Annotated in this window: 23 protein-coding genes and 1 pseudogene; 14 read left to right on the top strand and 10 right to left on the bottom strand. The window is 69.8% G+C overall.

Translation table 11 applies throughout. From position 1 onward, the window contains the following. Nucleotides 1-41 precede the first annotated feature (41 nt). The 5 genes and pseudogenes from HDA40_RS42610 to HDA40_RS30010 form a co-directional block, all read left to right on the top strand. Nucleotides 42-707, top strand: a pseudogene (locus tag HDA40_RS42610) (carbohydrate binding domain-containing protein); the annotation flags it as partial. A 27-nt stretch (nucleotides 708-734) separates the two neighbouring features. Next, on the top strand, nucleotides 735-2,075 hold the full coding sequence (locus HDA40_RS30025) for a chitinase (RefSeq protein WP_372503194.1): 1,341 nt from the start codon (nucleotides 735-737) through the stop codon (nucleotides 2,073-2,075). Between the two features lie 101 nt (nucleotides 2,076-2,176). Further along, nucleotides 2,177-3,949: a hypothetical protein gene (locus HDA40_RS30020; RefSeq protein ID WP_253761160.1), complete on the top strand. Its 1,773-nt coding sequence runs from the start codon at nucleotides 2,177-2,179 to the stop codon at nucleotides 3,947-3,949. A 207-nt stretch (nucleotides 3,950-4,156) separates the two neighbouring features. Further along, the gene (locus HDA40_RS30015) at nucleotides 4,157-5,071 is read left to right on the top strand and encodes an NAD-dependent epimerase/dehydratase family protein (protein WP_253761159.1); all 915 of its coding nucleotides are present in this window, start codon (nucleotides 4,157-4,159) and stop codon (nucleotides 5,069-5,071) included. 9 nt (nucleotides 5,072-5,080) lie between these two features. Further along, nucleotides 5,081-5,941: an RNA polymerase sigma-70 factor gene (locus HDA40_RS30010; protein WP_253761158.1), complete on the top strand. Its 861-nt coding sequence runs from the start codon at nucleotides 5,081-5,083 to the stop codon at nucleotides 5,939-5,941. Here the strand turns inward: HDA40_RS30010 and HDA40_RS30005 are convergent. After that, complete coding sequence (locus HDA40_RS30005) at nucleotides 5,931-6,395, bottom strand: GNAT family N-acetyltransferase (protein ID WP_253761157.1); 465 nt, start codon at nucleotides 6,393-6,395, stop codon at nucleotides 5,931-5,933. The two genes, HDA40_RS30010 and HDA40_RS30005, sit on opposite strands and share 11 nt — an antisense overlap. Before the next feature lie 24 nt (nucleotides 6,396-6,419). Here HDA40_RS30005 and HDA40_RS30000 point away from each other — a divergent pair, with 24 nt between their 5' ends. Beyond that, nucleotides 6,420-7,082: an N-acyl homoserine lactonase family protein gene (locus HDA40_RS30000; protein WP_253761156.1), complete on the top strand. Its 663-nt coding sequence runs from the start codon at nucleotides 6,420-6,422 to the stop codon at nucleotides 7,080-7,082. Here HDA40_RS30000 and HDA40_RS29995 read toward each other — a convergent pair. Both HDA40_RS29995 and HDA40_RS29990 read right to left on the bottom strand, forming a co-directional pair. Next, nucleotides 7,075-7,683, bottom strand: coding sequence for a class I SAM-dependent methyltransferase (locus HDA40_RS29995; protein WP_253761155.1), 609 nt, complete (start codon nucleotides 7,681-7,683; stop codon nucleotides 7,075-7,077). The genes HDA40_RS30000 and HDA40_RS29995 overlap by 8 nt on opposite strands. After that, nucleotides 7,680-8,081 carry a winged helix-turn-helix transcriptional regulator gene (locus HDA40_RS29990; RefSeq protein ID WP_253761154.1) on the bottom strand — a complete coding sequence of 134 codons (402 nt, stop codon included), beginning with the start codon at nucleotides 8,079-8,081 and terminating at the stop codon, nucleotides 7,680-7,682. The genes HDA40_RS29995 and HDA40_RS29990 overlap by 4 nt, the downstream gene beginning before the upstream one ends. A 126-nt stretch (nucleotides 8,082-8,207) precedes the next feature. On the opposite strand from HDA40_RS29990, the gene HDA40_RS29985 reads away from it, so the two are divergent. Beyond that, nucleotides 8,208-9,059 (top strand): SDR family oxidoreductase, encoded by an 852-nt coding sequence (locus HDA40_RS29985; protein ID WP_253761153.1) that lies wholly within the window; start codon nucleotides 8,208-8,210, stop codon nucleotides 9,057-9,059. Nucleotides 9,060-9,144: 85 nt separating this feature from the next. Here the strand turns inward: HDA40_RS29985 and HDA40_RS29980 are convergent, their stop codons facing one another. After that, on the bottom strand, nucleotides 9,145-10,248 hold the full coding sequence (locus HDA40_RS29980) for a lytic polysaccharide monooxygenase auxiliary activity family 9 protein (RefSeq protein WP_253761152.1): 1,104 nt from the start codon (nucleotides 10,246-10,248) through the stop codon (nucleotides 9,145-9,147). Between the two features lie 151 nt (nucleotides 10,249-10,399). Here HDA40_RS29980 and solA point away from each other — a divergent pair, with 151 nt between their 5' ends. Further along, nucleotides 10,400-11,509 carry an N-methyl-L-tryptophan oxidase gene (solA, locus tag HDA40_RS29975; protein ID WP_253761151.1) on the top strand — a complete coding sequence of 370 codons (1,110 nt, stop codon included), beginning with the start codon at nucleotides 10,400-10,402 and terminating at the stop codon, nucleotides 11,507-11,509. A 12-nt stretch (nucleotides 11,510-11,521) separates the two neighbouring features. Here solA and hrpA read toward each other — a convergent pair whose 3' ends face one another. From hrpA to HDA40_RS29955, 4 genes are all read right to left on the bottom strand, one after another. Beyond that, entirely contained in the window at nucleotides 11,522-15,532 is a 4,011-nt protein-coding gene (hrpA, locus tag HDA40_RS29970; protein WP_253761150.1) for an ATP-dependent RNA helicase HrpA, read from the bottom strand. Between the two features lie 376 nt (nucleotides 15,533-15,908). Next, nucleotides 15,909-17,288 carry a glycine--tRNA ligase gene (locus HDA40_RS29965; RefSeq protein WP_253761149.1) on the bottom strand — a complete coding sequence of 460 codons (1,380 nt, stop codon included), beginning with the start codon at nucleotides 17,286-17,288 and terminating at the stop codon, nucleotides 15,909-15,911. A gap of 182 nt (nucleotides 17,289-17,470) precedes the next feature. Next, nucleotides 17,471-17,959, bottom strand: a complete 489-nt coding sequence (locus HDA40_RS29960; RefSeq protein WP_253761148.1) for an Rv0361 family membrane protein — start codon at nucleotides 17,957-17,959, stop codon at nucleotides 17,471-17,473. 11 nt (nucleotides 17,960-17,970) lie between these two features. Beyond that, complete coding sequence (locus HDA40_RS29955; RefSeq protein WP_253761147.1) at nucleotides 17,971-18,309, bottom strand: antibiotic biosynthesis monooxygenase family protein; 339 nt, start codon at nucleotides 18,307-18,309, stop codon at nucleotides 17,971-17,973. Between the two features lie 91 nt (nucleotides 18,310-18,400). On the opposite strand from HDA40_RS29955, the gene HDA40_RS29950 reads away from it, so the two are divergent. Genes HDA40_RS29950 through HDA40_RS29935 form a run of 4 tightly spaced genes read left to right on the top strand, consistent with a single transcriptional unit; the run spans nucleotide 18,401 to nucleotide 21,331 of the window. After that, the gene (locus HDA40_RS29950; RefSeq protein WP_253761146.1) at nucleotides 18,401-19,315 is read left to right on the top strand and encodes a metal ABC transporter substrate-binding protein; all 915 of its coding nucleotides are present in this window, start codon (nucleotides 18,401-18,403) and stop codon (nucleotides 19,313-19,315) included. Continuing rightward, the gene (locus HDA40_RS29945; RefSeq protein WP_253761145.1) at nucleotides 19,312-20,070 is read left to right on the top strand and encodes a metal ABC transporter ATP-binding protein; all 759 of its coding nucleotides are present in this window, start codon (nucleotides 19,312-19,314) and stop codon (nucleotides 20,068-20,070) included. Before HDA40_RS29950 ends, HDA40_RS29945 begins: the two co-directional genes overlap by 4 nt. Continuing rightward, the gene (locus HDA40_RS29940; protein ID WP_253761144.1) at nucleotides 20,067-20,939 is read left to right on the top strand and encodes a metal ABC transporter permease; all 873 of its coding nucleotides are present in this window, start codon (nucleotides 20,067-20,069) and stop codon (nucleotides 20,937-20,939) included. The genes HDA40_RS29945 and HDA40_RS29940 overlap by 4 nt, the downstream gene beginning before the upstream one ends. Further along, complete coding sequence (locus HDA40_RS29935; RefSeq protein ID WP_253761143.1) at nucleotides 20,939-21,331, top strand: Fur family transcriptional regulator; 393 nt, start codon at nucleotides 20,939-20,941, stop codon at nucleotides 21,329-21,331. Before HDA40_RS29940 ends, HDA40_RS29935 begins: the two co-directional genes overlap by 1 nt. 80 nt (nucleotides 21,332-21,411) lie before the next feature. On the opposite strand, the gene HDA40_RS29930 is transcribed toward HDA40_RS29935, so the two are convergent. Then, complete coding sequence (locus HDA40_RS29930) at nucleotides 21,412-22,083, bottom strand: DUF2306 domain-containing protein (protein ID WP_253761142.1); 672 nt, start codon at nucleotides 22,081-22,083, stop codon at nucleotides 21,412-21,414. 76 nt (nucleotides 22,084-22,159) lie between these two features. Here HDA40_RS29930 and HDA40_RS29925 point away from each other — a divergent pair, with 76 nt between their 5' ends. Beyond that, a complete protein-coding gene (locus HDA40_RS29925) occupies nucleotides 22,160-22,831 on the top strand; it encodes a TetR/AcrR family transcriptional regulator (protein WP_253761141.1) in 672 nt (223 codons plus the stop codon). A 52-nt stretch (nucleotides 22,832-22,883) separates the two neighbouring features. Further along, nucleotides 22,884-23,501: a hypothetical protein gene (locus HDA40_RS29920; RefSeq protein WP_253761140.1), complete on the top strand. Its 618-nt coding sequence runs from the start codon at nucleotides 22,884-22,886 to the stop codon at nucleotides 23,499-23,501. Nucleotides 23,502-23,567: 66 nt separating this feature from the next. Here the strand turns inward: HDA40_RS29920 and HDA40_RS29915 are convergent, their stop codons facing one another. Beyond that, nucleotides 23,568-25,481: an acyl-CoA dehydrogenase family protein gene (locus HDA40_RS29915; protein ID WP_253761139.1), complete on the bottom strand. Its 1,914-nt coding sequence runs from the start codon at nucleotides 25,479-25,481 to the stop codon at nucleotides 23,568-23,570. Between the last annotated feature and the right edge of the window lie 28 nt (nucleotides 25,482-25,509).

Here is a 25,509-nt window from a genome sequence, read left to right as displayed (position 1 = left end):
AGGCATTTACATTCTCAGTAAGGTTTACTAATAATTATCGGATGAAGAAGCTTCGATTTATCGCTGCCGCAGGCGCCCTCGCCGTCCTGGGGGCGGCGATGGTGGTGAGCACGCCGGCGTACGCGGCGAATCTGCTGAGCAACCCGGGCTTCGAGACCGGAACGCTCTCCCCCTGGACGTGCGCCGGCAGCACCGGCTCGGTGGTGAGCACCCCGGTCCACAGTGGCACCAAGGCGCTCGCCGGGGCGGCCTCGGCCTCGGACAACGCGCAGTGCACGCAGACCGTCGCCGTGCTGCCCAACACGGCGTACTCGCTCACGGGCTGGGTCCGGGGCAACTACGTCTACCTCGGCATCGTCGGGGGCGCGTCGACGTGGACGCCGGCCGCGGCGGCGTACACGCAGCTCACGGTGAACTTCACGACGACTGCCACGCAGACGAGCGTGCAGGTGTTCACGCACGGCTGGTACGGCCAGGGCACCTATTACGCCGACGACGTGTCCTTGGACGGCCCAGGCGGGTCCAGCGTCCCGGGTACGCCCGGCGCGCCCGCCGTGGGCACGGTAACCGACACCTCGATCGCCCTGTCCTGGGCCGCCGCCTCCGGCACGGTCACCGGATACCGGATCTACGAGGGCAGCACCCTGATCACCACGGTCACCGGGACCAGCGCCACGATCAGCGGGCTGACCAAGTGCACGAGCCACACCTACACCGTCGCGGCGTACAACTCGGTGGGCGAGAGCGCCAAGAGCGCCGGGACGAGTGCCACGACGACCGGCTGCACGACGGCGCCGCCCGTCCCCAGTGGACTGTCGGTCACCGCCACGACGGCCAACTCGATCTCGCTGGGCTGGTCCGCCGCGAGCGGCGCTACCGGATACCGGGTGTACGAGGGCAGCACCCTCGTCACCACCGTCAGCGGCACGACTGCGACCGTGGGAAGCCTGGGCGCCTGCAGCAGTCACAGTTACAGCGTCTCGGCGTACAACTCGAATGGCGAGAGCGCGAAGAGCGCGACCGCAAGCGGGACGACGACTGGATGTTCCACGGGGCTGCCGCGACACGCGCTGATCGGCTATCTCCACGCGAGCTTCGCGAACGGGTCCGGCTACCTGAGGATGGCCGACGTGCCGGCCGCTTGGGACATCATCAACCTGGCCTTCGGCGAGCCGACCTCGGTGACCTCCGGCGACATCCGCTTCCAGCTGTGCCCGGTCAGCGAGTGCCCGGGCGTCGAGACGGAGGCGCAGTTCATCGCCGCGGTCCGCGCCAAGCAGGCCGCGGGCAAGAAGGTGCTGCTGTCCATCGGCGGCCAGAACGGCCAGGTCCAGCTCACCACGACCGGCGCGCGGGACACCTTCGTCAGCTCGGTGAGCGCCATCATCGACCGCTACGGCCTCGACGGGCTCGACGTGGACTTCGAGGGGCACTCGCTCACGCTCAACGCGGGGGACAACGACGTGACGAACCCGACCACGCCGGTCATCGTCAACCTCATCTCGGCGTTGCGCACGCTCAAGAGCCGCTACGGTTCCGGCTTCGTGCTGAGCATGGCGCCGGAGACGTTCTTCGTACAGCTCGGCTACCAGTTCTACGGTGGCAACTGCGGCGGCTGCGACCGGCGCGCTGGCGCCTACCTGCCGGTGATCTACGCGCTGCGCAACGACCTCACGGTGCTGCACGTGCAGGACTACAACTCCGGCCCGATCATGGGCCTGGACAGCCAGTACCACACCATGGGCGGCGCGGACTTCCACATCGCGATGACGGACATGCTCGCCGCCGGGTTCACGGTCGCGGGTACCGGGTTCACCTTCCCCGCGCTGCGCGAGGACCAGATCGCCTTCGGCACCCCGGCCGCGGTCAGCGCGGGTAACGGGTTCACCTCGCCCGCCGCGGTCCAACAGGCTTTGGACTGTCTGGTACGCGGAACGAACTGCGGCGGTTACACCCTGCGTGGCGGAACCTCACCGGCGTTGCGGGGACTCATGACCTGGTCGATCAACTGGGACCGTTACTACGGCTGGGAATTCATGAACAGCCACGAGCCCTACCTGAACTCGCTCCCCTAGTCCCTTTGTTGCAGATCACGGTTACGCATGTCTGCCCCGGCGGTTTCGGCATGCGTAACCGTGATCTGCGCCTATCGCCGAGGGGACCTACGCTGACGGCCATGCGTGCGCTGAAGGTCGTCCCCGCCGCCGTGGCGCTGCTGTTGGTGCGTACGGCATGGCACCTGCTCACCGATGCCGACGCCCGGGTGGCGGACGGCGTACTGACCTTCGGCCGGGACGACTGGTTCAGCACGATCGTCCTCGGGCTCGGCTGGACGATCACGGTGCTGACCGGGGTCGCCGTGCTCGACGGCGGACCCCGGCCGCTGCGGCGCGCGCTCCGGGCGCTGCCCGTCGCGCTGGTCGCCGTGGCGGCGTACGTGGTGCCGCTGGTCGTCTGCGGATTCCTGACCGGACTGCTGCTGCCGGGCGAACCCCTGGTCGTCGTCCTCGTCGTCACCCTCGTGGCGATCATCCTCATCGGAGTCGCGACCAACTTCGCCCTGTCCGCCACCGTCGCGGTCGTCGAACAGGCCGGGTTCGCCGCCTTCACCACGTACGCCGAACTGCGGGGAAAGCGCTGGGACATGGGCGTCCTGTTCGCCTTCGGCGTCGTCGCGCCCGTCGCCGCCTTGGCGCTGCCGGACCGGTTCCTGCGTCCGGCGTCGGTGCCGACGGGGTTGGCGGTGCACCTGCTGCTGACCCTGATCGCGGGGACGGCGGTGGTGCTCCCGGGGATCACCCTGCTGACGATCTATCGGCGTACGCGGATCATCCCGGAACTCTCCCCACGCTCGACGATCCCGCCGAGCCGGGCGGTAGTGATCGCGACGGCTGCCCTTCTCCTGCTGCCCACCGCAGTCGCCGGCGCGATCGTGTCGAGCCACCGCCTCACCGAGGTACGCCACGAGCCGTACCTCGGCAGTTCGGTGCTCGCCGTGGGGTGGCCGGCGGCGCACCACCCAGTCCTGGTGACGCTGGACGGGATCGAGGACTGCCTCGACGACCGCTGCTCGGAGTTCCGAAGCACCGAGATCCCGGCGATGACGTCGGCCGCGAGCGTGGCCCTCCGGCGCGACGGCACGGTGGTCATCCTGTCGAATCGTCTGCTGACCGTCTGTGACCCCGGCCGGCAGTGCTCCGGCGGCCAGGCCGCGGGCCGGATCGAATTGCTGAACGAGGCCCGCGCTTTCGCCGTCGCGGCGCCGGAGACGGGCGAGATCGTGCTTGCCAAGGCCACCCCGGCCGGCGCCGGGGACCGTCGGCTCGCCCTGATCCGGTGCCGGGACGAGTCCTGCCGCGCGGGCACGACCGTAGATCTCGGGCTGGTCACCCCACCGGCGACCGGCGACGCCGAGGAGACGCTGGTCGCCGGGGTCGACCGGAGCGGGCGGCTCTTCGCGGTCTACCGCGACCTGGCCGGCCAGGGCTGGCTCGGCTGGTGCACCCGGACCGACTGCGCCGAGACTCGGCTCATCAGGCAGGGGCAGACCGACGCCGACGCCCCCACAGCCGACGATCTTCTCCGCGCTCCCCGGGTGGCGGGCGTACCGCGATGTTCCTTCGGCACCTGCCGAGGGCTGATGCCGGCGGTGGTCGCGGCCCGGCCCGGCGGCGACTACTACGCCGTGATCACCGATCCGGCCGGCCCGGACGAGCTGGACGTCCGCCTGGTCCGCTGCCCCGACCCGGACTGCGAAAGCTACGTCCACGTCACGACCCTGGTACGCGACTACCGGGCGACCTGGCCCGGCGACCCGCTCCGGTTCGGCGTCTCCGACTCGGGCCGCCAGGACGAGCGCTGGATGATCGCCCTCGCGCCCGACGGGCGGATCCTGCTGACCAAGCCGCACGAGTCACCCTCGGTGATCATCACCGTCGACTCCGCCTGAGTCCGCACGCCCCGCTCGCGCTCACGGGCCCGTTGGGCCGCCCGGCGTTCGCGCTGGATCAGGGATCCGCGTCGGATCTTGGCCCAAGATTCGACCGAGAACCCTGATCCAGCGCCCAAAAGCGAGTGCGGAAAGCCGGGCGGAAGAGGGTGACTGGGGTCACGCCGGGGTATGTCACTTTTCAGGAGGCTGCCCTGTCCCATGGGCATGACCGAGATGAAGAACCAGACCGTGATCGTGGCCGGAGCCAGCGGCGTCTTCGGCCGTCACATCCGCCATGCCCTCACCGACGCCGGGCACACGGTGCTCGGGCTCGGCCGGGGCGACCACAACGAGATCCGGGGCGACCTGCTCGATCGGGAGGGTCTGCTCCGGGCGTTCGCGGGGGTCCAAGCCGACGCGGTGGTGCACGCGGCGACCGCGTTGAAGAAGCCGCCGATGACCCACAAGGGCATGCACGGCACGGACGACCTGCGGATCGCGGGGACCGCGAATCTGCTCGAAGCCGCCAAGCCGGCCGGCGTACGCCGATTCGTCGGCGAGAACATCGTCTTCGGCTACGGCTACCGCGACTTCGGCGACCGGGTGCTCACCGAGGCGGACGAGTTCGGGGTGACCGACCCGGACGCCGGGTTCAACCGTCATCTGGAGGCCATGCGGGAGAAGGAGAACTTGGCTCTGGCATCGGGGCTGGAAGCCGTCTCGCTCCGGTACGGCTTGTTCTACGGGCCGGGCGCGACCGAGACGATGGTGCAGATGCTGCGCAAACGGCAGATGCCGGCGTTCAACGACCATGGTCGCGTACTGCCGTGGACGCATCTCGCGAGCGCGGCGAACGCCGTCGTCGAGGCGATCGAGCTGGACCGGCCGAGTCCGGCGTACAACGTCGTGGACGCCGAGAAGGGCTTCGGTGACATGATCAAGGCCATCGCGCACGCCTTCGAGGCGCCCAAGCCGTTCACCGCGCCGACCTGGATGATGGCGGTCGCGCCGTACATGTACCGCGCGCTCCACATCAACCTGCGGGTGTCGAGCGACAAGGCTCGCGAGGAACTCGGCTGGCGGCCGGAGTATGCCACCATCGAGGAGGGGCTCGGGGCCCAGACCCTGCTGCGGGTCTAGCCTCGAGACATGATCGACACCCAGGTCTTCGCCGAGCATCGGCGGCTGCTCTTCGACGTCGCGTACCGGATGACGGGGAGCGTCGCCGATGCCGAGGACCTCGTGCAGGAGGCGTGGCTGCGTTGTCGCGAGGTGGACGCCGGCCAGGTCGCCAATCCGCGTGCATACCTGGTCAAGACGATCACCAACCTCTCCCTCAACCAGCTCACCTCCGCCCGCGCCCGCCGCGAGACCTACGTCGGGCCGTGGCTGCCCGAGCCGGTTCTCACGACCCCAGACGCCGGGCAGGAGGTGGAGATGGCCGAGTCGATCTCGGTGGCCATGCTCGTCGTCCTGGAGACGCTCAGCCCCGGCGAGCGCGCGATCTTCCTGCTCCATGACGTCTTCGGGTACAGCCACGCCGAGATCGCGGCCATTCTCGACAAGTCCGAGCCCGCGGTGCGCCAGACCGCGACTCGGGCTCGCGCGCACGTCGCGGCCCGTCGGCCGCGCTTCGACGTCGACCAAGGGGTACGCGATCAGGCAGTGGACCGGTTCCGGCAGGCCTGTGTCGGGGGCGACCTGAACGCGATGATGGAACTGCTGGCCCCCGACGTCGTCTGCTGGTCCGACGGCGGCGGCAAGGTCACCGCGGCCCGCCGCCCGCTGCTGGGCGCCGACGGTGTCGCGCGCTGGCTCCTCGGCGTCTTCGCCAAGCCGGAGTCGCAGGGCGCCGAGCTGGAACTCGTCCAGATCAACGGGGAGCTGGGCATCCTCGGCACGGTGGCCGGGCAGCCGGTCGGCGCCGTCTGCTTCGACTTCGCCGACGGCCGGATCACCGGCGTACGCATGCAGGTGAACCCGGACAAGCTGCGGGGACTCAGCCGGTGAGGCTGTCCCGCCGCAGGTCCACGAACGCGATCGTGGCCCCGTCGAGGACGTAGCGGTCGATCTCGGCGAAGCCGTGCCGCAGCGCGAATCGCAGTCCGTCCGCATTGGACTCCAAGACGACCGTCTCGACGGCGGTCGCCCCGAGGTCGGCGGCGACGGCGAGGGCGTGCCGGTAGATCAGCTCGCCGTAGCCCTGCCGCCGGTGCTCGGGCAGGACGCGGGCGATCACGGTCGCCGCGGTCGGGTCGCCGGCCGGCGGCCGGACGGTGTAGTTGCCGATCAGCAGGTCACCCGAGTACGCCACGGCGAGCCGGTTCCGCTGAGCGCGTACCCGGATCTCCTCGACCGACAGCGGGTCGGTGGGGATGATCAGATTGTGGACGTGCTGCCAGTCGAGCAGCACTTCCGCAGACTCGACGGATTCCTCGACGGATTCGAAGCGAAGGTCGGGCACGGCTCAAACCTAAGGGGTGCGCGAATGCTGCGACGGCTCGACCTCGGACACATCATCCGGCCCGCGTCCGAAGCCGGCACCGAGCATCCCCGGGTGGAGTCGATCCTGGCGTACGTGGTGCGCCGCCCGGAGGGCGTGCTGCTGTTCGACACCGGCATCGGCTCGCATCCGGAGGTCGACGAGCATTACCAGCCGCATCGGCGCGATCTGCGGACCGCGCTGGCGGACGCGGGCGTGGACCTCGGCGAGGTCTCCCTCGTGGTCAACTGCCACCTGCACTTCGACCACTGCGGCGGCAACCCGCTGTTCCCCGGTACGCCGATCCTGGCCCAGCGGACCGAGCTGACCACCGCGCGTACCACCGAGTACACCCTGCCCGAGTTGGTCGACTTCACCGGCGCTCGCTACGAGGACCTGGACGGCGAGATGGAGATCTGGCCCGGGGTGTGGATCATTCCGACTCCCGGGCACACCGACGGCCACCAGTCCCTCGTCGTACGCCTGGACGACGGCACGGTCGTACTGGCCGGGCAGGCACACGACTTCGCCTCGGAGTTCTCCCACGACCACCTCGCGTACGCCGTCGGCGCCGCGCCGCACAGCCCGTGGCTGGAACGGTTGCTGGAGTTCGACCCGAAGCGGGTGCTGTTCGCCCACGACTCCGCCGTCTGGGAACCGCCTAGGTGAAGCGCCAGATCGTGGTCGGTTTGACGCCGGTGTCCTCCAGCGCCCGGCGTACCGGGACGTCGTAGCGGCCGACCTCGGTCAGCAGGCGACGCGGCAGGAAACCTCGGCCGGGGTCGCCGACGAGCACCTCGACGCCCCGGCGAGCGGTCGCGGTGAGCAGCTTCGTCATGGCGGCCCCGACGGACGCGGTGTAGAAGGCGTCGCCGACGAGGACCACTTCCGCGTCGCCGATCCGCATCGGGTCCGCCGCGCCGAGCACCGCCTCGACCTGGGCTCCGTTGGCGACGGCGTTGCGCTCGATCGCGGTCACCGCTTCCGGGTCGGTGTCCACCGCGCGTACCCCTTGGGCTTGGGCGAGCCAGGCCGCGATCGCGACCACCCCGGAACCGGAGCCGAGGTCGACCACCCGGCGGCCGCGCACGGTCTGGGGCTGGTCGAGCAGATGGCGGGCCAGGGCGACGCCGCCGGGCCAGGCGAACGCCCAGAACGGCGGCGGGCGGTCGCTGGAGTAGCCGCCGTCGAACAGGCCGGTCTGCTCGGCGGCCTGGTAGAGCCGGATCTCCGGGAGCAGCGGCACCTCGGTGAGCCGGGTCGCGGTCACCCTTGCTTCTTCGCGTCGTACGCGGCCTGCGCGGCGAGGACGGTCGGCAGCCGGCCTTCGAGGAGGTCGATGAGGCCGCGCAACCGGTCGGCGACCTGCTTGCCGAGCGCCGTGAGGCTGTATTCGACGCGGGGCGGGATGGTGGCCTGCACGTCGCGGCTGACCATGCCGTCGCGTTCGAGCGTCTGAAGGGTCTGGGCCAGCATCTTCTCGCTCACCCCGTCGACCCGGCGACGGAGCGCGTTGAATCGGTACGCGCCCTCGTCGAGCGCGACCAACGCGAGGATGCCCCACTTGCCGGCGATGTCCTCCAGCGCGTTGCGGGAGTCGCAGCCACGGGCGAACACGTCGGCGATCAGCTCGTCGCTCGGCTCGATCTCGGGGATGCGCTCGGTCATGCCTCCACGGTACGCGCTCATGCAGCACTATCCGCTATGTCGGCGCTCACCATCGGTTTGCACTTTCGAAAAGTTAGTGCAGTATTGCTGGCGAGCATCACTCATCTCGACCAGGGAGAACGCATCATGATCGTCGTCACCGGTGCCACCGGGCAGCTCGGCCGCCTCGTCGTCGCAGACCTGCTGGCGCGGGGCGTACCCGCGGGGCAGATCGTCGCCGCCGTCCGCACCCCTGAGAAGGCCGCCGACCTGGCCGCCCAGGGCGTCGAAGTACGCCGGGCCGACTACGACGACCCGCAGTCGCTCAAGGACGCGTTCGCCGGAGCGCAGAAGGTGCTGCTGATCTCCGCCTCCGTCGTCGGGCAGCGGGTGCCGCAGCACAAGAACGCCATCGACGCCGCCGTCGCTGTCGGTGTGCCGTTCCTGGCGTACACGAGCATCCTGAACGCCGACACGACCGGCGTCGCGCTGGCCACGGAGCACAAGGAGACCGAGGCCCACCTGGCCGCCTCCGGCCTGGCGTACGCGCTCCTGCGCAACGGCTGGTACACCGAGAACTACACCGGTTCGGCCGCCGCCGCCATCGCCGCCGGGACCGTGCTGGGCAGCACCGGAACGGGCCGGGTCGGCGCGGTGCCGCGGGCCGACTACGCCGCCGCGGCCGCTGCCGTCCTCACCACGGACGGGCACGCCGGAAAGGTCTACGAACTCGCCGCCGACGAGCCGTTCACGATGGCCGAGTACGCCGCTGAGCTGGCCGCGGTGTCCGGGCAGCCGGTCGCCTACGCCGATCTGGCGGCCGACGCGTACGCCGAGGCCCTGACCGGCTTCGGGCTCGACGCCGGCTACGCCGCCGCCCTGGCCGACGCCGACCTCGGCATCGCGCGCGGCGAACTCGTCTCCGACAGCGGCGACCTCGCCCGGCTCCTCGGCCGCCCGACGACTCCGCTCGCCGACGCCGTCCGCTCCGCCCTCTGACGGATTGGTTGCAGATCACGGTTACGCAGGCTTCCCCCTGCGGGTTTGGCCTGCGTAACCGTGATCTGCGCCTAACGGGTGAGGGTTAGGGGCTGGTGCAGGTGACGGTGGGTACGGCGTTCGTGCCGGTCTGCGTGGCGAGGAAGCCCACGCTGACCGATCCGCCGGCCGGCACCGAGGAGTTCCAGCTCACCGGTTTGACCGTGATGCTGGACCCGGACGCGGTCAGCGTGCCGTTCCACAGTTGACTGATGGTCTGGCCGTTGGCGAAGGTCCACTTCACCGTCCAGCCGCTCAGGGCCGCTGAGCCGGCCTTGACCACCACCTCACCCTGGAAGCCGCCGCCCCAGGTGTTCACGATCGAGTAGGTGGCCGTGCAGGCCCCCGTGGGCGCCGGGGTGGACGAGGTGGGACTCACGCTGGCGCTCGGGGAAGCCGAAGCGCTCGGCGACGAACTCGTCGTGACCGACGGCGACGGCGACGGGTTGGTGCCCCCGCCGATGCCGGTGACCTCACCGTTGCCGCCGTCGAAGACGACGTCGGAGCAGCCGTAGAAGGTCTCGGTGCTGTCCGACCGCTTCCAGACGGAGTAGATGACGTGCCGTCCGGTCTTGTTCGGCAGGTTGCCGCCCCAGTAGTAGTTGCCGGTCGGGGCGGAGCCGTTGAGCGGCGGGTGGTCCACCGACAGGAACGGCGTCGACTCCATGTCGGCCCAGGTCAGCGCCTGGTTGGGGTTGTAGCCGTCCTTCGTGACGTACAGGTAGAACCAGCCGGGGTGGGCGGCCCAGGCGGCGTACGTCCAGTTGAAGGCCGCACCTGAGGTCAGGTGGGTGAGCGGCCAGTCGTTGCGCGGGGCGTCGAAGCCCGCGTACTTCGTGAAGCCGCCGCTGCAGAGCGCGCCGTCGGGAATGAACCCGGTGGTACGCCCGGCGCCGTCGGACCGGAGTACGCCGAACCAGTCGTAGAACGGCTGGGCGCCGCCGACCGCTAGGGCGTTCTGGCAGGCGGCATTGGTCGGTCTGATCTCGCCCGTGGAAGTGAGACCGTCCTTGTAGCACAGATAGGTGCGGCTGCCGGGGGTCAGCAGCGCGCCATGTGCCCAGGTTGTGGCTGGAATGAGCGCGGCGACGACCGCCGCGATCAATCCCACCACAATGGAGTGTCCCACCGTCGCGCGTCTGATCTTCACCTTGTTCTCCCTTCGGAGGTGATCAGCACGGGGACGTCAGGGCCGTGGGAGAGGCCCAGTGCGGCAAGCGCATCACGTGATCACGAATCCAGCAATGCAGATGTCACAGTATGGGAACGCTCCCAAGGCTGGGCGGCGTTATCGTGTCCCGATGCCGGAAGTGATCGTTCTCGGGTTGGGCAGCATGGGCTCCGCGGCGGCGTACACGCTGGCCGCGCGTGGTCTCGACGTGGTCGGCGTCGACCGCTTCACGCCACCGCACGAACGCGGCGCGCACGCGGGCGGCACCCGGATCATCCGCATGACCTACGCCGAAGGCGCGGCCTACGTCCCACTCCTGCGGCGGACCTACCAGCTCTGGGCCGAGCTGGAGCGGGCCACCGGAGTTCGCCTCGTCACCCCGACCGGCGGGCTGAACCTCGGCCGGCCCGACAGCCCCACCGTGAGCGGGGCGCTGACCAGCGCGCGCGAGCACGGATTGGCGTACGAACTGCTCGACGCGGACGCGATCCGCCGCCGCTTCCCGCAGTTCCACCCGGCCGAGGACGAGGTAGCCGTCCTCGACACGGCCGCCGGATTCCTCACGCCCGAGATCGCGATCTCGACGATCCTCGGCCTCGCCGAGCGTGCGGGCGCGACGCTGAGGTTTGGCACAGCCGCCGTCTCATATAGCGAGACGCTGGCCGGAGTGTCCGTCTCGCTGGCCGACGGCAGCCGGCTGGAAGCCGAGCGACTGATCGTCGCGCCCGGCGGCTGGGCGCCTGGCCTCCTCGGCGCCCTGCCGCTCCGCGTGGAACGCCGGGTCCAGCACTTCTGGCGGCCCGGTCCCGGCTTCGCTCCCGCCGAGTTCCCGGCCTGGATCTGGGAGGCGGGCGGGCTCACGGCGTACGGGGTGCCCGCGTATGAGGGCCAGGTCAAGGCCGCGTTCCACGCCCCGCCCAGGCCCGAGACCGTCGACGCGGACGCCGGCGCCGAGCCGCCGCGTCCCGACGAGGAGCTACCGGTACGCGATTGGCTGCGCCCGCGTCTCCCCGGTCTCGCGGACGCCCCGTACGCCGGGGGCAAGCAATGCCTCTACACGCTGACGCCGGACGAGAACTTCGTCATCGGACCCGTCTCCGACCGGGTGACCGTCGCCGCCGGATTCTCCGGGCACGGGTTCAAATTCGTGCCCGTCGTCGGTGAGATCCTGGCCGACCTCGCGACCGACGCCGTCCCGCCCTTCGACCTCGCGCTCTTCTCCCCCAGCCGATTCCGCTAGCGGCGTCTGGCGTCAGAGGGCGTCGATCGCGCGGAAGATCCGCACGTCGGAGATCGGGTACGCCGTCCCCATGCTCTGCGCGAAGTAGCTGACCCGCAGCTCCTCGATCATCCAGGGGATCTGGGTGACGGCGTCGGCCGCCCGGCGGGCGGGCGGAAGCTGGGCGACGACGTCGGCGTACTCCTGCTGGATCTCGTGGATCAGATCCGTGTGGGAACGGTCGCGCTGGATGTTGCCGGGCAGCTTCTCCAGCCGGATCTCGATCGCCTTCAGATAGCGCTGCAGGTGCGGCAGCAGCCACCAGCCCGTCTCGGCCACGAAGCCGGGGCGGATCAGCCCGCTGAGCTGCTTGCGGATGTCGTTGACGGCGGCCACGTACGCGATGTTGGACACCGCCTTCAACCGCCGCTCGATCTCGTACGACGCCTTGAGGATCAACTCTACTTTGGAGACGACCTCCTCGAACGCGTCGAACAGGCGCTCGCGGACGGTGGTCGACAGTTTCGCGTACGCGGACGGGTCCCAGGCCGGGCCGCCGCTCTCCGCGATGACCCGGTCGACGGCACAGGCGACGCAGTCGTCGAGGAGTGCTGCGACACTGCCGTGCGGGCCCCGGCTCAGCGCCAGCTTGGCGGAGTTGTCCAACCGGCTCGACAGGTAGCGGACCGGCGAGAACGGCAGGTTCAGCATCAGCAGCCGGCGGGTGCCCCGCCACATCGCCTTCTGCTGCTCGGCCTCGCTCTCATAGAGGCGTACGCCGACCGAGTCGCCCTCGTCGTGCACCGCCGGGTACGCCGTGACCGTGTAGCCCATGCGTTTGCGCTCGACCGAGTGGGGGATCTCCGCCGCCGGGAAGTCCCGGAGCCCCGATTGCTCCACATCGGAGACCGCCTCGTGGAAGACCTCCTTGGTCTTCGGCCGCAGCTGTTCCTGGATCGCGGCCAGATCCTTGCCGGTCGCGAGCACCTTGCCGTCGTCCTCGACAGAGAAGGTCATCCGCAGGTAGTCCGGGACACGCGACAGATCCCAGGCGTCGTACGGGATCTCGACGGCGGCCAGCCGGTGCAGATGCCGCCCGAGCGCCTCCAGCAGGGTTCCGTCGTACGGCTTGAGCTGCGTCAGGGCGTACTTGGCGTGATCCGGGACGGGCACGAAATGCCGCCGCAGCACCTTGGGCAGCCCGCGCAGCAACGCGGTCACGAGTTCTTCCCGCAGCCCTGGAATCTGCCAGTCGAAGCCTTCGGTGGTCAGCCCGGCGAGGGCGGGAAGAGGAATGTGGACGGTCACGCCGTCGGCGGCGGCGCCCGGCTCGAACTGATAGGTCAGCGGGAACTCGTGCTCCCCGGTACGCCACCCGTCCGGGAAGTCCGCCTCGGCGACCCCGCCGGCTCCGGCGTTGACCAGCATGTCCAGGTCGAAGGTGAGCAGGTCGGGCTGCTGGCGCCGGACGGTCTTCCACCAACTGTCGAAATGCCGCCCCGACACCACGTCAGTGGGAATCCGGCCATCATAGAAGTCGAACAGCGTCTGGTCGTCGACCAGGATGTCCCGACGCCGGGCCCGGCTCTCCAGCTCCTCGACCTCGCCCAGCAGCTCCTTGTTCTTCGCGAAGAACTCGTGCCGGGTGTCCCAGTCGCCCTCGACCAGGGCGTGCCGGATGAACAGCTCCCGCGACAGCGGCGCGTCGATCTGCCCGAAGTTCACCCGGCGCTGCACCACCAGCGGTACGCCGTACAGGGTGACCCGCTCGTAGGCGAGGACGGCGGCGGCCTTCCGCGACCAGTGCGGCTCGCTGTAGGACCGCTTGACCAGATGACCGGCCAGCTGCTCGACCCACTCCGGCTCGATCTTGGCGACCGTCCGCGCCCACAGTCGCGTCGTCTCCACAAGTTCGGCCGCCATCACGAAGCGCGGCGACCGCTTGAAGAGCACCGATCCGGGGAAGATCGCGAACTTCGCGCCGCGCGCTCCGGCGTACTCGCGCTTCTCCTGCTCGTAGAGACCGATGTGGCTCAGCAGCCCGGCCAGCAACGCCTGGTGGATCGCGTCGCCGTCGATCGACTTGTCCGGGTCGGGCGCCGCGCTCACCGCCACACGCTGGTCGCCGTTGTCCCCCACCGCCCGGCGCAGCTGCCCGAACAGGTCTTGCCATTCGCGTACGCGGAGATAGTGCAGGTACTCGGACTTACAGAGCCGGCGGAACTGATTGCCCGACAACTCCTGCTGCTGCTCGTGCAGATAGTTCCAGAGATTGAGGTACGCGAGGAAGTCCGATTCCTTGTCGGCGAACCGGGCGTGGGACTGACTCGCCTGTTGCTGCTTGTCCTGCGGGCGTTCGCGAGGATCCTGAATGGACAGAGCCGCCGCGATCACGAGCACCTCACGCAGGCAGCCCGTCCCCTCGGCCGCCAGGATCATCCGGCCCAGTCGCGGGTCGGCCGGGATGCGGGCCAGCCGTCGCCCGACCGGGGTCAGCGTGCCCTCGGCGGTCAACGCGCCCAGCTCGTGCAGCAGGTCGTAGCCGTCACGGATGTTGCGCCGGTCCGGCGGATCGATGAACGGGAAGTCCTCGACCTCGCCCAGCCGCAGCGCCACCATCTGCAGGATGACCGAGGCGAGGTTGGTCCGCAGGATCTCCGGATCGGTGAACTCCGGCCGCGACTGGTACTCCTCCTCGGAGTAGAGCCGGACGGCGATGCCGTCGCTCGTCCGGCCACATCGGCCGGCCCGCTGGTTGGCGCTGGCCTGCGACACCGGTTCGATCGGCAGCCGCTGCACCTTCAGGCGCTGGCTGTACCGGGAGATCCGGGCGGTGCCGGGGTCGATGACGTATTTGATGCCGGGCACCGTCAGCGACGTCTCCGCGACGTTCGTGGCGAGCACGATTCGCCGCCCCGTATGCGGCGAGAAGACGCGATGCTGCTCGGCGGTGGAGAGTCTGGCGTACAAGGGGATGATCTCGGTGAAGCGGAGCTGGCGGCGCGTCAGGGCGTCGGCGGTGTCGCGGATCTCGCGCTCGCCCGAGAGGAAGACCAGGATGTCGCCGGGGCCCTCGGCGGCCAGCTCGTCGACCGCGTCCGAGATCGCGGTGACCTGGTCGCGGACCTCGTCGGTGTCCTCCTCATCCCCCTCCACGACGAGCGGGCGATAGCGCATCTCGACCGGGTAGGTCCGCCCGGAGACCTCGATGATCGGGGCGGGCTTGCCGTCGGCGTCGGCGAAGTGCTGGGCGAATCGCTCCGTCTCGATCGTCGCCGAGGTGATGATGACCTTGAGGTCGGGCCGGCTGGGCAGCAGCTGCTTGAGGTAGCCGAGGATGAAGTCGATGTTGAGGCTGCGCTCGTGCGCCTCGTCGATGATGAGCGTGTCGTACGCCGTGAGCCGCCGGTCGTGGGCCAGCTCGGCCAGCAGGATGCCGTCGGTCATGAGCTTGACCAGGGTCTGTTCGCCGACGCTGCTGCCGAACCGAACCTGGAAGCCGACCTGCTGGCCCAGCTCGACCCCGAGTTCCTCGGCGATCCGGTCGGCCACCGTGCGCGCCGCGAGCCGCCGCGGCTGGGTGTGCCCGATCATGCCGTCGACACCCCGGCCCAGCTCCAAGCAGATCTTGGGCAGCTGCGTCGTCTTACCCGACCCCGTCTCACCCGCGACGATCACCACCTGGTGATCGCGGATGGCCGCCAGGATCTCGTCTTTCCGCTGGCTGACCGGCAGTTCTTCGGGATACCGGATGACCGGTACGCTCTCGCGCCGCCGCTGGAGCTGCTCGGGCGTGCGCCCTCGGCGCTCCCGCCGCTCCGGCCTACGCTCCCGGCTTGCCCGCTTTTCTGGACGACCCTCACGGGTCTCCAGGCGGCCTTTGCCGGTGGCTTCGGGGCTGCCCTCGGGGGCGGCTTCCGGTCGGGGTGACCGGGTCTCGGGTCGGCGCGGCCTGCGGCGGCGATTGGCGGCTTTTCGCGGCGTCTGTCCGTCTGCGGGGCGCTGCGTCGGGCGCTCGGGCCGGCTCTCCTCGGGTGTGCTCATGTCACCCGCCAGGGTATCCGCTGCCCTCGCCCGCTCTCACCTTGATTATCGCGGGACGGATCGGTCCGGCCGCCCCGGAACGATCGGCGGCTGCCGACGATCAGCCCGCTTTCCCGCCTGTGATCGTCGGCAGCCGCCGATCAAGGGGGCGCAGACCTGCAAGGTCGTCGGCAGCCGCCGATCACGGACGCACGGCCCGCTAAATCGTCGGCAGCCGCCGATCACGGACGCGCGGACCCCAGAGAATGTCGGCAGCCGCCGATCATGAAGCTCTCGCGTGGCAGATCGTCGGCTGCCGACGACCATGCGGCGCCCGCCGGCAAGGCGAGCGCCCCGCCGCCAGGGAAGGCGACGGGGCGCGGTAGCACGATAGGAGCTAGCAGCCGGGCAGGCGCTCGACGAGGTAGCTCTCGACCTCGGCGAGGGGGACGCGCTCCTGGGTCATCGTGTCGCGGTCGCGAACCGTGACCGCGTCGTCCTCGAGCGTGTCGAAGTCGACGGTGACGCAGTACGGCGTACCGATCTCGTCCTGACGACGGTAGCGGCGGCCGATCGCCTGGGCGTCGTCGAAGTCGACAGTCCAGCGCTGCCGGAGCGTGGCGGCCAGTTCCCGGGCCTTCGGCGACAGCTTCTCGTTCCGTGACAGCGGCAGCACCGCCACCTTGACCGGCGCCAGGCGCTTGTCGAAGCGCATCACGGTACGCACGTCGACGCCGCCCTTGGTGTTGGGCGCCTCGTCCTCGTCGTACGCGTCGAGCAGGAACGCCAGCACCGCGCGGGTGAGGCCGGCCGCCGGCTCGATGACGTACGGGAACCAGCGCTCGCCCTTGTCCTGGTCGAAGTAGGACAGGTCGACGCCGGACTCCCGCGAGTGCGTCGAGAGGTCGAAGTCGGTCCGGTTGGCGATGCCCTCCAGCTCGGAGAACTCGGTGCCGCCGAACTGGAAGCGGTACTCGATGTCGACCGTACGCTTGGCGTAGTGGGAGAGCTTCTCCTTGGGGTGTTCGAAGAAACGCAGGTTCTCGGGGTTGATGCCGAGGCTGATGTACCAGTTCCAGCGCTCTTCGAGCCAGTACTCGTGCCACTTCTCGTCGGTGCCCGGCTCGACGAAGTACTCCATCTCCATCTGCTCGAACTCACGGGTCCGGAAGATGAAGTTGCCTGGCGTGATCTCGTTGCGGAAGCTCTTGCCGACCTGGGCGATGCCGAACGGCGGCTTCTTGCGGGCCGAGTTCGAGACGTTGTTGTAGTTCACGAAGATGCCCTGGGCCGTCTCGGGGCGCAGGTAGTGCAGGCCCTCTTCGCTGTCGACGGCGCCGAGGTAGGTCTTCATCATGCCGTTGAACATCCGCGGCTCGGTGAAGGTGCCCTTGTTGCCACAGTTCGGGCAGTTCAGCTCGGCCAGGTCGAAGACCGCGTCCGGCTTCTTCGCCAGGAATGCCTCTTCGAGGTGGTCGGCCCGGAACCGCTTGTGGCACTTGGTGCACTCGGTCAGCGGGTCGGTGAACTCCCGGACGTGGCCGGACGCCTCCCAGACCTGGCGGGCCAGGATCACGGCCGAGTCGAGGCCGACGATGTCGTCACGGAGCTGAACCATCGAGCGCCACCACTGCCGGCGGACGTTCTCCTTCAGCTCGATGCCCAGCGGACCGTAGTCCCAGGCCGATCGGGTGCCGCCGTAGATCTCGCTGGACGGGAAGACGAAGCCTCGCTTCTTGGCGAGATTGACGACCTTGTCGATGCGATCCGCAGGCATAGAGATAGCTCCTTCCATGGAGGGCTGACTGAACTCCTTGCGGCTCAGGCAAGCCTTCCCCGGCGCGCCGGCTGGCTGTCGGCGCGATGCCGCTGGGGGTGTACCCAGACGACCATATGGGCCGGTCCGGCGACCGGCACCCGATTAACGCTACTGGAGCGCCCCGGACGCGTGCCCGAGGGTCAGGCCGTGCCGCAGACCTCGATGCGCCCGGTCGAGCTGTCCTGGGCCAGCTGGTACGTCACATTCCGGTCCGGACCGGACGCGTACTCCAGGGTGACGGGCACCTGGAGGGTGTTGAGATCCACCTCACCGACGGTGTATCCGGTGCTCGTGGTGACGTTCCGCTCCAGCGCCGCGAACTCGTCGACGTCATAGTGCTTGCGCATCTCCGCGCACACCAGGTCGTACGCCTCGGCGGGCTTGCCGCGCTCCAAGGCGGAGAGATAGCGCGTGACCGTCTGGTTCGCCTGATCCTCCACCGCGCGTACGCCGGTGATGGCAAGCCCGACCAGCAGAGCGATGCCGCCACCGCAGAACAGCAGCAGGGCCACCGCCCCGGTGCCGAGTCCCCACCAGAGGCGCGTGGACGACCCCTCGGTCGGGGCCGCGACGAAGGGCGGCCGGGCGCCGGGGCCGGGCGGGACGCCCTCAAGCGTGGGCTGCGTCACGGTCACCGACTCTATACAACTCGGTCGCTAGTCCGCGGCTCGACGGGGCCGCCGGGCGGCGCGCTCGCGAGCGACTCGTACGCGACGGGCTCGTACAGCGACTCGGCCAGCAGCGGCGTGGCGGTCATCTTCACCTCGAAGGCGCCCAGGGCCCGCCGGTACGCCCCGACGTTGGCCCATTCCGTGACCAGGCACCAGGACGCGGGTTCGTCCAGCGACCGCGTCAGCTCCCCCCGCAGATAGCCGGGCCGGGCCGCCAGCGCCGCCAGCGCCGCGTGGGCGCGCTCGACGAAGGTCTCGACGCCGTCCCCGGACTCGGGGCTGACCACGAACCTGTTGAAGACCAGCATCCTGATCGTCCTCCTCCGGTTGTACAGCGTAATGGGTCACAACATGAAAACGCTTTTGACAATCATTCTCATCTAGAGGAGAGTGGTGACCATGAGACTTCGCCACCTCCTCTCGGTCGCGACGGCGGGCGTACTGCTCGCCGGGGGCCTGGCCGCATGCGGGCAGGACGGCGCGAGCGCCGACGGCAAGCTGCCCGTGGTCGCCGCCTTCTACCCCCTGCAGTTCGTCGCCCAGCGCATCGGTGGCGACGCCGTCCAGGTGACCAACCTGACCGCGCCCGGCGCGGAGCCCCACGACCTCGAGCTGAGCCCCAAGCAGCTCATGCAGATCGCCGAGGCCAAGGTCGTCCTCTACCTGAAGGGCTTCCAGCCCGAGGTCGACAAGGCCATCGACGCGCAGGCCAAGGACAAGGCGATCGACGTGCTCACGCTGGTACCCACGCTGACCGCGACCGGCGAGGAGGCCAGCGAGACGCCGGAACTCCAGGGCAAGGATCCGCACGTCTGGCTGGACCCGACCCGACTGTCGACCATCGCCGCCACCGTCGCGGCCAAGTTCACCGCCGCCGACCCGGCCCACCAGGCGCAGTTCGCCGACAACGCGGCGAAGCTCGCGGCCGACCTGGCCGAACTGGACATGGAGTTCGCGACCGGCCTGAAGACCTGCCAGCGCAAGGAGATCTTCACCAGCCACGCCGCCTTCGGCTACCTCGCCGACCGCTACCACCTCACGCAGATCGCGCTGACCGGGCTGGACCCCGAGCAGGAGCCCACCGCGCAGTCGCTGGCGGACATCGCGGCCGAGGCCAAGAAATACGGCGCGACTACGATCTTCTCCGAGACGCTGGTGAGCCCGAAGATCTCTGAGACGATCGCGAAAGAGGTCGGGGCGAAGACAGCGGTCCTCGACCCGCTCGAGGGGCTGCCCACCGGATCTACCGGCGACTACCTCTCGGTGATGCGGCAGAACTTGACGGCGTTGCAGAGCGCACTGGGGTGTTCGTGACGGAGGTCCTGCAAGTCCGGCGCGGGGTGGTCGCGTACAGCGATCGCCCGGTCCTGCGCGGCGTCGAGCTGACCGTGCACAGCGGTGAGGTCGTCGCCCTGCTCGGCGCCAACGGGTCGGGCAAGTCCACGCTGATCAAGGCGGCCCTCGGGCTGGTGCCACTGACCGCCGGTGAGGTCCGCCTCTTCGGCACGCCGCTGCGCCGGTTCCGCCAGTGGCCCCGGATCGGCTACGTCCCGCAACGGCTCGGGGCCGGCGGCGGCGTACCGGCGACGGTCGGCGAGGTCGTGGCGGCCGGTCGGCTCGCCCGCCGAGGGTGGCGCCCGGCCTCCGCTTCGGACAAGGCTGCGGTGACGGCGGCCATCGAGGCGGTCGGTCTCGCCGATCGGGTACGCGATCCGGTCGCGACCCTGTCCGGCGGTCAGCAGCAGCGTACGCTGATCGCCCGCGCGCTGGCCGGAGAGCCGGAGCTGCTGATCCTCGACGAACCGACCGCCGGGGTGGACGCGGCCAGCCAGGAGACCTTCGCCGGGGCGCTGAGCGACTTCGTGGCCAAAGGCGGCTCGGTGGCGCTGGTCGCGCACGAACTGGGTCCGCTGGCGCCGCTGATCGACCGGGCGGTGGTCCTGCACGACGGGCTCGTGGCGCACGACGGGCCGGTGCCCGAACCGGCCGAGCACCACGCCCATCCGGAGCACGATCACGTGCACCCGCACGCGCCGCAAACCTCGCCGAGCCTCTGGGAAGCCCCATGAGCATCTTCGCTTACCAGTTCATGCAGTACGCGCTGCTGGGCACCGCGATCACCGGGCTCACCGCGCCCGCGCTCGGCGTCTATCTCGTACAGCGGCGGCTGTCGCTGATCGGCGACGGCATCGGCCACGTAGCGCTGACCGGCGTCGGGATCGGCGTACTGATGCACAAGTCGCCGGTGCTGGTCGCGACGGTCGTGGCGATCATCGGCGCGGTCGCGGTCGAGATCATCCGGGAGCGCAGCAAGACCTCCGGCGACATCGCGCTGGCCATCCTCTTCTACGGCGGCATCTCCGGCGGCGTCTTCCTGATCGGGCTCAGCGGCGCGAGTCAGGGCCTCAACGCGTTCCTCTTCGGCTCGCCGTTGACCATCCGGAACTCCGACATGGTGACCATCGTCGTGCTCGGGGTGGCCGTCCTGATCGTCTCGATCGGGTTGCGCCCCTGGTTGTTCGCGGTCTGCCAGGACGAGGAGTACGCCAAAGTCGCCGGCCTGCCCGTGCGTACCCTCAATGTGATCGTCGCGGTGACCACCGCCGTGACCGTGACCACGGCCATGCGCTCGATCGGCCTGTTGCTCGTGAGCGCGCTGATGGTCGTGCCGGTGGCGACCGCGCAGCTGGTCACCCGGGGCTTCCGCAGCACGATGGCGTTGTCGATGGCGCTGGGCCTGACCAGCGCGGTCCTCGGCGTGGTCATCGCCGGGCCGTCGAACACCGCTGTCGGGGCGACGGTCGCCCTCTTCGCGATCGCGTTGTTCCTGGTCGTGGCGGTAGGATCGGCGGGCCTGCGGGCCTGGCGGCGACGGTCGATCCCGGCCGGCCATCCGGCCTGCGACCCACCCGACGTGCTCCTGAAAGTGGATCGCTGATGACCGCTCCGCGTAACACCCGTCAGCGCACCGCCGTCGCCGCCCTGCTCGGCGAGGTCGACGGGTTTCACAGCGCTCAAGAGCTGCACTCGATGCTGCGCGACCGCGGCGACGCGATCGGGCTGACCACGGTCTACCGGACGCTTCAGGCGCTCGCCGACGCCGAGGAGATCGACGTCATGCGCCCGCCCGGCGGCGAGCACCTCTACCGGCGGTGCAGCGACACCCATCACCACCACCTGGTCTGCCGGTCGTGCGGGGCGACTGTGGAGGTCGAGGGGCCGGCGGTGGAGAGCTGGACGTCCAAGGTGGCGGCCGAGCACGGCTACTCCGACGTCAGTCACACGCTGGAGCTGTTCGGCACGTGCTCGGCCTGCGCCACCGCCCGCTGAGGTGATCATTGCGCCAGCCATGCTGTTCGGCGGGCATCTCGCCGCGCGAAACGACATGGCGGGCGCAATGATCTGTGAGGTTACGCCTGGGCGAGCGCCGGCCGGCGGCCCTTGGGCGTGCGGGCACGCTCGATCCACCACTCGGCGATCAGCAGGTTGACGATCCAGCTCAGCCAGATCCCGGCCTCGACGGCCTGCTTGATCAGCGCGTCCTGATCGCCGCCGAACTGGCTGTCCAGCATCGGGGACAGCGCCACGATGAGCAGCACCGTCCACAAGCGATTGACCACGATCGAGGTGCAGAGCGCGAAGCTGCGGATCATCCAGCGGCGGTGTTCGGCGTACCGGGCGGCGCGGGCGGCTCGGAAGCCGCGATAGGTGACGAACAGCCAGACGATCGCCAGCGTGACGTTCCCGGCCTTGCCGGAGAAGCCCGGCGTGACGGCGAGCGCGCCGACGAAGATCCCCAGGATGCCCGCCGGCAGCACCCCGCCGAGCACGTACACCCGGCCGGTCCAGCGATGCAACGCCGGCCGCTTCTGCCGCAGCCACGGCCAGATCTGCATCGAGCACGCGATCAGCGCGACGGTGCCGAACAAGATGTGACCGACCAACAGCGGAAAGTGCCACGGGTACCGCGGGTCCAGCGGCAGCCGGGAGTTGTCGGGAGTGAAGCTGAGGTAGGGCGGCAACGAGAAGGCGAGGAACACCAGGACGACGAAGGCGAGGGGACCGATCCAGGGGCGCTTCATAGCGACTCCTCTGTTAGGGTGACTGCGTGCGACGTACGCAGAAAAGCGTATGCCATACGCAGAAGGGTGGCAAGTGGTGAGTCTGCTGTGGACCGGTCGGCCGTCGGCGGCGCGGGGACCGAAGCCCGCGCTGAGCCTGGAGCGCATCGTCGCCGAGGCGATCAGCCTGGCGGACGCGGAAGGGCTGGCCGCGGTCTCGATGAAGACACTGGCCACCCGGCTCGGGGCGGGGACGATGTCGCTCTACCGATATTTGCCCGGCAAGGACGAACTCGTCGCCCTGATGCTCGACAGCGTCATCGGCGCTCCCCCGGCCGGACTGCGCGACGGCGAATGGCGAGCGGCCCTGCAACGCTGGGCGTACGCCACTCGGGACGTGTTCCACCGGCACCCGTGGTCGATCGGGATCATCGGACAGGCCCGTGAGGTCGGGCCGAACGAGCTGGCCTGGGGCGAGGCGGCGCTGGACATCCTGGCCACCGCCGGTGCAACGGACCACCAGATCCTCGACATGGTCTTCGCCGTCAACGCGTACGTGCGAGGGGCGTCGCAACTGTCCGCGCCCGGCGGCCTCGGGCCCGCCGTCGACCCGGCCGACATCGTCGCGTCCGGCCGGATCGAGGAGTATCCGCACTTCGCCCGGCTGGCCACGGTGTCCGCCCCGGACTTCGATCCCACCACCGGATCCAGCTTCGACGTCGGACTCGGCTACCTCCTCGACGGGATCTCGGCGACCCTGACGGCCTAGCAACCTCGCGCGGCAACGCCTATTCATCGACAGGAATGGGCACTATGGACGTATGCCGAAGCTCTACGCGGAAAAGCCCTTCCGGTTCGCCCGCCAGCTCTTCGCCGACGTCTTCGTGGCGGCCTGGACCGCCGCCTGGATCTGGCTGGGCCACCGAGTGTTCGAGCTGATCATGGAGCTGGCCACGCCCGGCCGCAAGATCGAGGACGCGGGCAACGGCCTGGCCGACAATCTGGCCGACGCACAGTCCAAAGCGGACGGCATCCCGCTGGTCGGGGACAAGCTCGGCGTCCCGTTCGGCAAGGCGGCCGAGGCCGCCAAGTCGCTGGCCGAAGCCGGCCAAAGCCAGCAGGACGTCGTCCACGATCTCGCCCTGATCCTGGGCTGGGCGATCGGCGGCATCCCCATCCTGCTGGCCCTGGCGCTCTGGCTGCCGTTGCGGGTGCGGTGGGTGCGGGCGGCCAGCGCGGCGACCCGGCTGCGCCGCCGTCGGGGCGGCGTCGAACTGCTCGCGTTACGCGCACTGACGAGTGCGTCGCTGCGTCGGCTCGCCACCCTCCCCGACGACACGGCCAGCCAGTGGCGCGCCGGTGACCCGGGCACAATGGACAGCCTGGCCGCCTTGGAACTACGCCGCCTCGGCCTGCGTACGCGGCTCACTTCGCGCTGACCCCTTTGGCGGGCGCCCTGGCCGCGCTCGCGCTAGGCCGACCGCAAGTGGGGCGGCGCGGTGGGGTTAGCGGGTGATGTGGGGGAGGCGGCGGCGTACGTCGGTTTCGCTGGACGGTCCGGGCTCCCAGGTCGCCACCCAGTCCCCCGACTCCGGCGGCGGCAGGATGCCGTCCTCGAGGAAGGCGTACCGGCCGTCGACGATCCGGGTCGAACCGCGTACGTCGGCGGCGTCGGTGTTGCGGTGCAACCGGCGGAACGCCCGCTCGGCCCGATCCCGGGCCTGCCGGCAGAACAGGTCGGCCAGTTCCCGCTCCTCGGCCCGGCCGGACGCCTGGGCGCGTACGCAGGTGGCCGCGATCGCGAACAGCTCGGCTCCGATGTCGACGATCCGGCTCAGGTAGCTCTGCTTGAACTCCATCTTGCCCTGCCAGCGGGCCATCCCCCGGAACGTCTGCCGGGCCAGCTTGCGCGACGACCGCTCCACGTACCGCAGATGCCGGCCCAGGTCGCCGTATTCGGCGTACCCGTGGAAGGAACCGCGGCCGACCGCGAGAGTGGGCAGCCAGCGGGCGTAGAACCCGGCGGCGCGCAGGCCCGCGCGGACCTTGCGGCCGGTCGGGGCCTTGGGGTCGATGATGTCCCCCGCGACGCTGAGGTGCTGGTCGACCGCCTCGCGCGCGATGAGCAGGTGCATGATCTCGGTCGAGCCCTCGAAGATGCGGTTGATCCGCAGGTCACGCAGGATCTGCTCGGCCGCGATGCCGCGCTCGCCCCGGGCCTCCTGCGACGCGGCGGTCTCGAATCCGCGCCCGCCGCGGATCTGCACGAGTTCGTCGGCGGCCTGCCAGGCCAGTTCGGAGGCGTAGAGCTTGATGAGCGCCGCCTCGATGCGGATGTCGTTGCGGTCGTCGTCGGCCAGCATGCAGCAGAGGTCGAGCATGCTCTCCACGCCGTAGGTGGTGGCCGCGATGAACGCGATCTTGGTCGCGATGGCCTCGTGCTTGGCGATCGGCACGCCCATCTGGACGCGTTCGTTCACCCAGCCGCGGGCGACCCCGGTGCACCACTTGAGCGCGCCGACGCAGGACGCGGGCAGGGACAGCCGCCCGGTGTTGAGCGTGCCGAGGGCGACGCGCATGCCGCGGCCCTCCTCACCGATCCGGTTCTCCGCCGGGACGAAGACATCGTCGAACCGGGTCACGCTGTTCTCCAGGCCGCGCAGGCCCATGAAGGCGTTGCGGCGTTCGACGGTTATCCCCGCCGACTCGCTCTCGACGACGAACGCGGTGATGCCGCCCTTGCGCCCCTCGGACTTCGGTACGCGCGCCAGCACGACCAGCAGCGTCGCCACCGTCCCGTTGGTCGCCCAGAGTTTGACGCCACTGAGCTTGTAGCCGCCTTCGACCGGGGTGGCGCTGGTCCGCATGCGGGCCGGGTCCGACCCGACGTCGGGCTCGGTGAGCAGGAACGCCGACACCTCGCCGGCGGCCAGCCGGGGCAGGAAGCGCTTCTTCTGCTCCGGGGTGCCGAACATCTTCAGCGGCTGCGGTACGCCGATCGACTGGTGCGCGCTCAGCAGCGCCCCCAGCGACGGGTTCGCCGACCCGGTCAGCATCAGGGCCCGGCAGTAGTGCAGATTGGACAGACCGAGCCCGCCGTACTCCGGATCGATCTTCATGCCGAAGCAGCCCAGCTCGGCGAGGCCGGCGAAGACGTCGTCGGGGATGAACGACTCCCGTTCGATCTGCGCGCCGTCGACGTTGTTCGCCAGGTACTCCCGCAGCTTCGGCAGGAACGCCTCGGCACGGGCCGCCTTCTCCGGATCGGGCTGCGGCCACGGGCTGATCAGGTCGAGCCGGAACCGGCCCAGGAACAACTGCTTGCCGAAACTCGGCTTCTTCCACTCATCGCGGCTCGACTCGAGGATCTCCCGGGCCTGGGCTGCGGTCACCTGTGGCTTGGCATCGGTCGCGGTCATTCGCGTACACCCCCGGTGGGACGGGATC

Origin of the sequence: Hamadaea flava, from assembly GCF_024172085.1 — a bacterium.
GTDB lineage: Bacteria > Actinomycetota > Actinomycetes > Mycobacteriales > Micromonosporaceae > Hamadaea > Hamadaea flava.
The sequence above is the reverse complement of the archived record's forward strand: the minus strand, read 5'-3'. Positions and strand labels throughout refer to the sequence as shown.

Bases quoted from the DNA above. Each gene is read 5' to 3' on its own strand.
- HDA40_RS29965 (WP_253761149.1), bottom strand. From the start codon at position 17,288: ATGCCTGCGGATCGCATCGACAAGGTCGTCAATCTCGCCAAGAAGCGA.
- HDA40_RS30015 (WP_253761159.1), top strand. From the start codon at position 4,157: ATGACCGAGATGAAGAACCAGACCGTGATCGTGGCCGGAGCCAGCGGC.
- HDA40_RS29915 (WP_253761139.1), bottom strand. From the start codon at position 25,481: ATGACCGCGACCGATGCCAAGCCACAGGTGACCGCAGCCCAGGCCCGG.
- HDA40_RS30020 (WP_253761160.1), top strand. From the start codon at position 2,177: ATGCGTGCGCTGAAGGTCGTCCCCGCCGCCGTGGCGCTGCTGTTGGTG.
- HDA40_RS29955 (WP_253761147.1), bottom strand. From the start codon at position 18,309: ATGCTGGTCTTCAACAGGTTCGTGGTCAGCCCCGAGTCCGGGGACGGC.
- HDA40_RS29940 (WP_253761144.1), top strand. From the start codon at position 20,067: ATGAGCATCTTCGCTTACCAGTTCATGCAGTACGCGCTGCTGGGCACC.
- hrpA (WP_253761150.1), bottom strand. From the start codon at position 15,532: ATGAGCACACCCGAGGAGAGCCGGCCCGAGCGCCCGACGCAGCGCCCC.
- HDA40_RS30000 (WP_253761156.1), top strand. From the start codon at position 6,420: ATGCTGCGACGGCTCGACCTCGGACACATCATCCGGCCCGCGTCCGAA.
- solA (WP_253761151.1), top strand. From the start codon at position 10,400: ATGCCGGAAGTGATCGTTCTCGGGTTGGGCAGCATGGGCTCCGCGGCG.
- HDA40_RS29930 (WP_253761142.1), bottom strand. From the start codon at position 22,083: ATGAAGCGCCCCTGGATCGGTCCCCTCGCCTTCGTCGTCCTGGTGTTC.
- HDA40_RS29920 (WP_253761140.1), top strand. From the start codon at position 22,884: ATGCCGAAGCTCTACGCGGAAAAGCCCTTCCGGTTCGCCCGCCAGCTC.
- HDA40_RS29990 (WP_253761154.1), bottom strand. From the start codon at position 8,081: ATGACCGAGCGCATCCCCGAGATCGAGCCGAGCGACGAGCTGATCGCC.
- HDA40_RS30010 (WP_253761158.1), top strand. From the start codon at position 5,081: ATGATCGACACCCAGGTCTTCGCCGAGCATCGGCGGCTGCTCTTCGAC.
- HDA40_RS29935 (WP_253761143.1), top strand. From the start codon at position 20,939: ATGACCGCTCCGCGTAACACCCGTCAGCGCACCGCCGTCGCCGCCCTG.
- HDA40_RS29950 (WP_253761146.1), top strand. From the start codon at position 18,401: ATGAGACTTCGCCACCTCCTCTCGGTCGCGACGGCGGGCGTACTGCTC.
- HDA40_RS29985 (WP_253761153.1), top strand. From the start codon at position 8,208: ATGATCGTCGTCACCGGTGCCACCGGGCAGCTCGGCCGCCTCGTCGTC.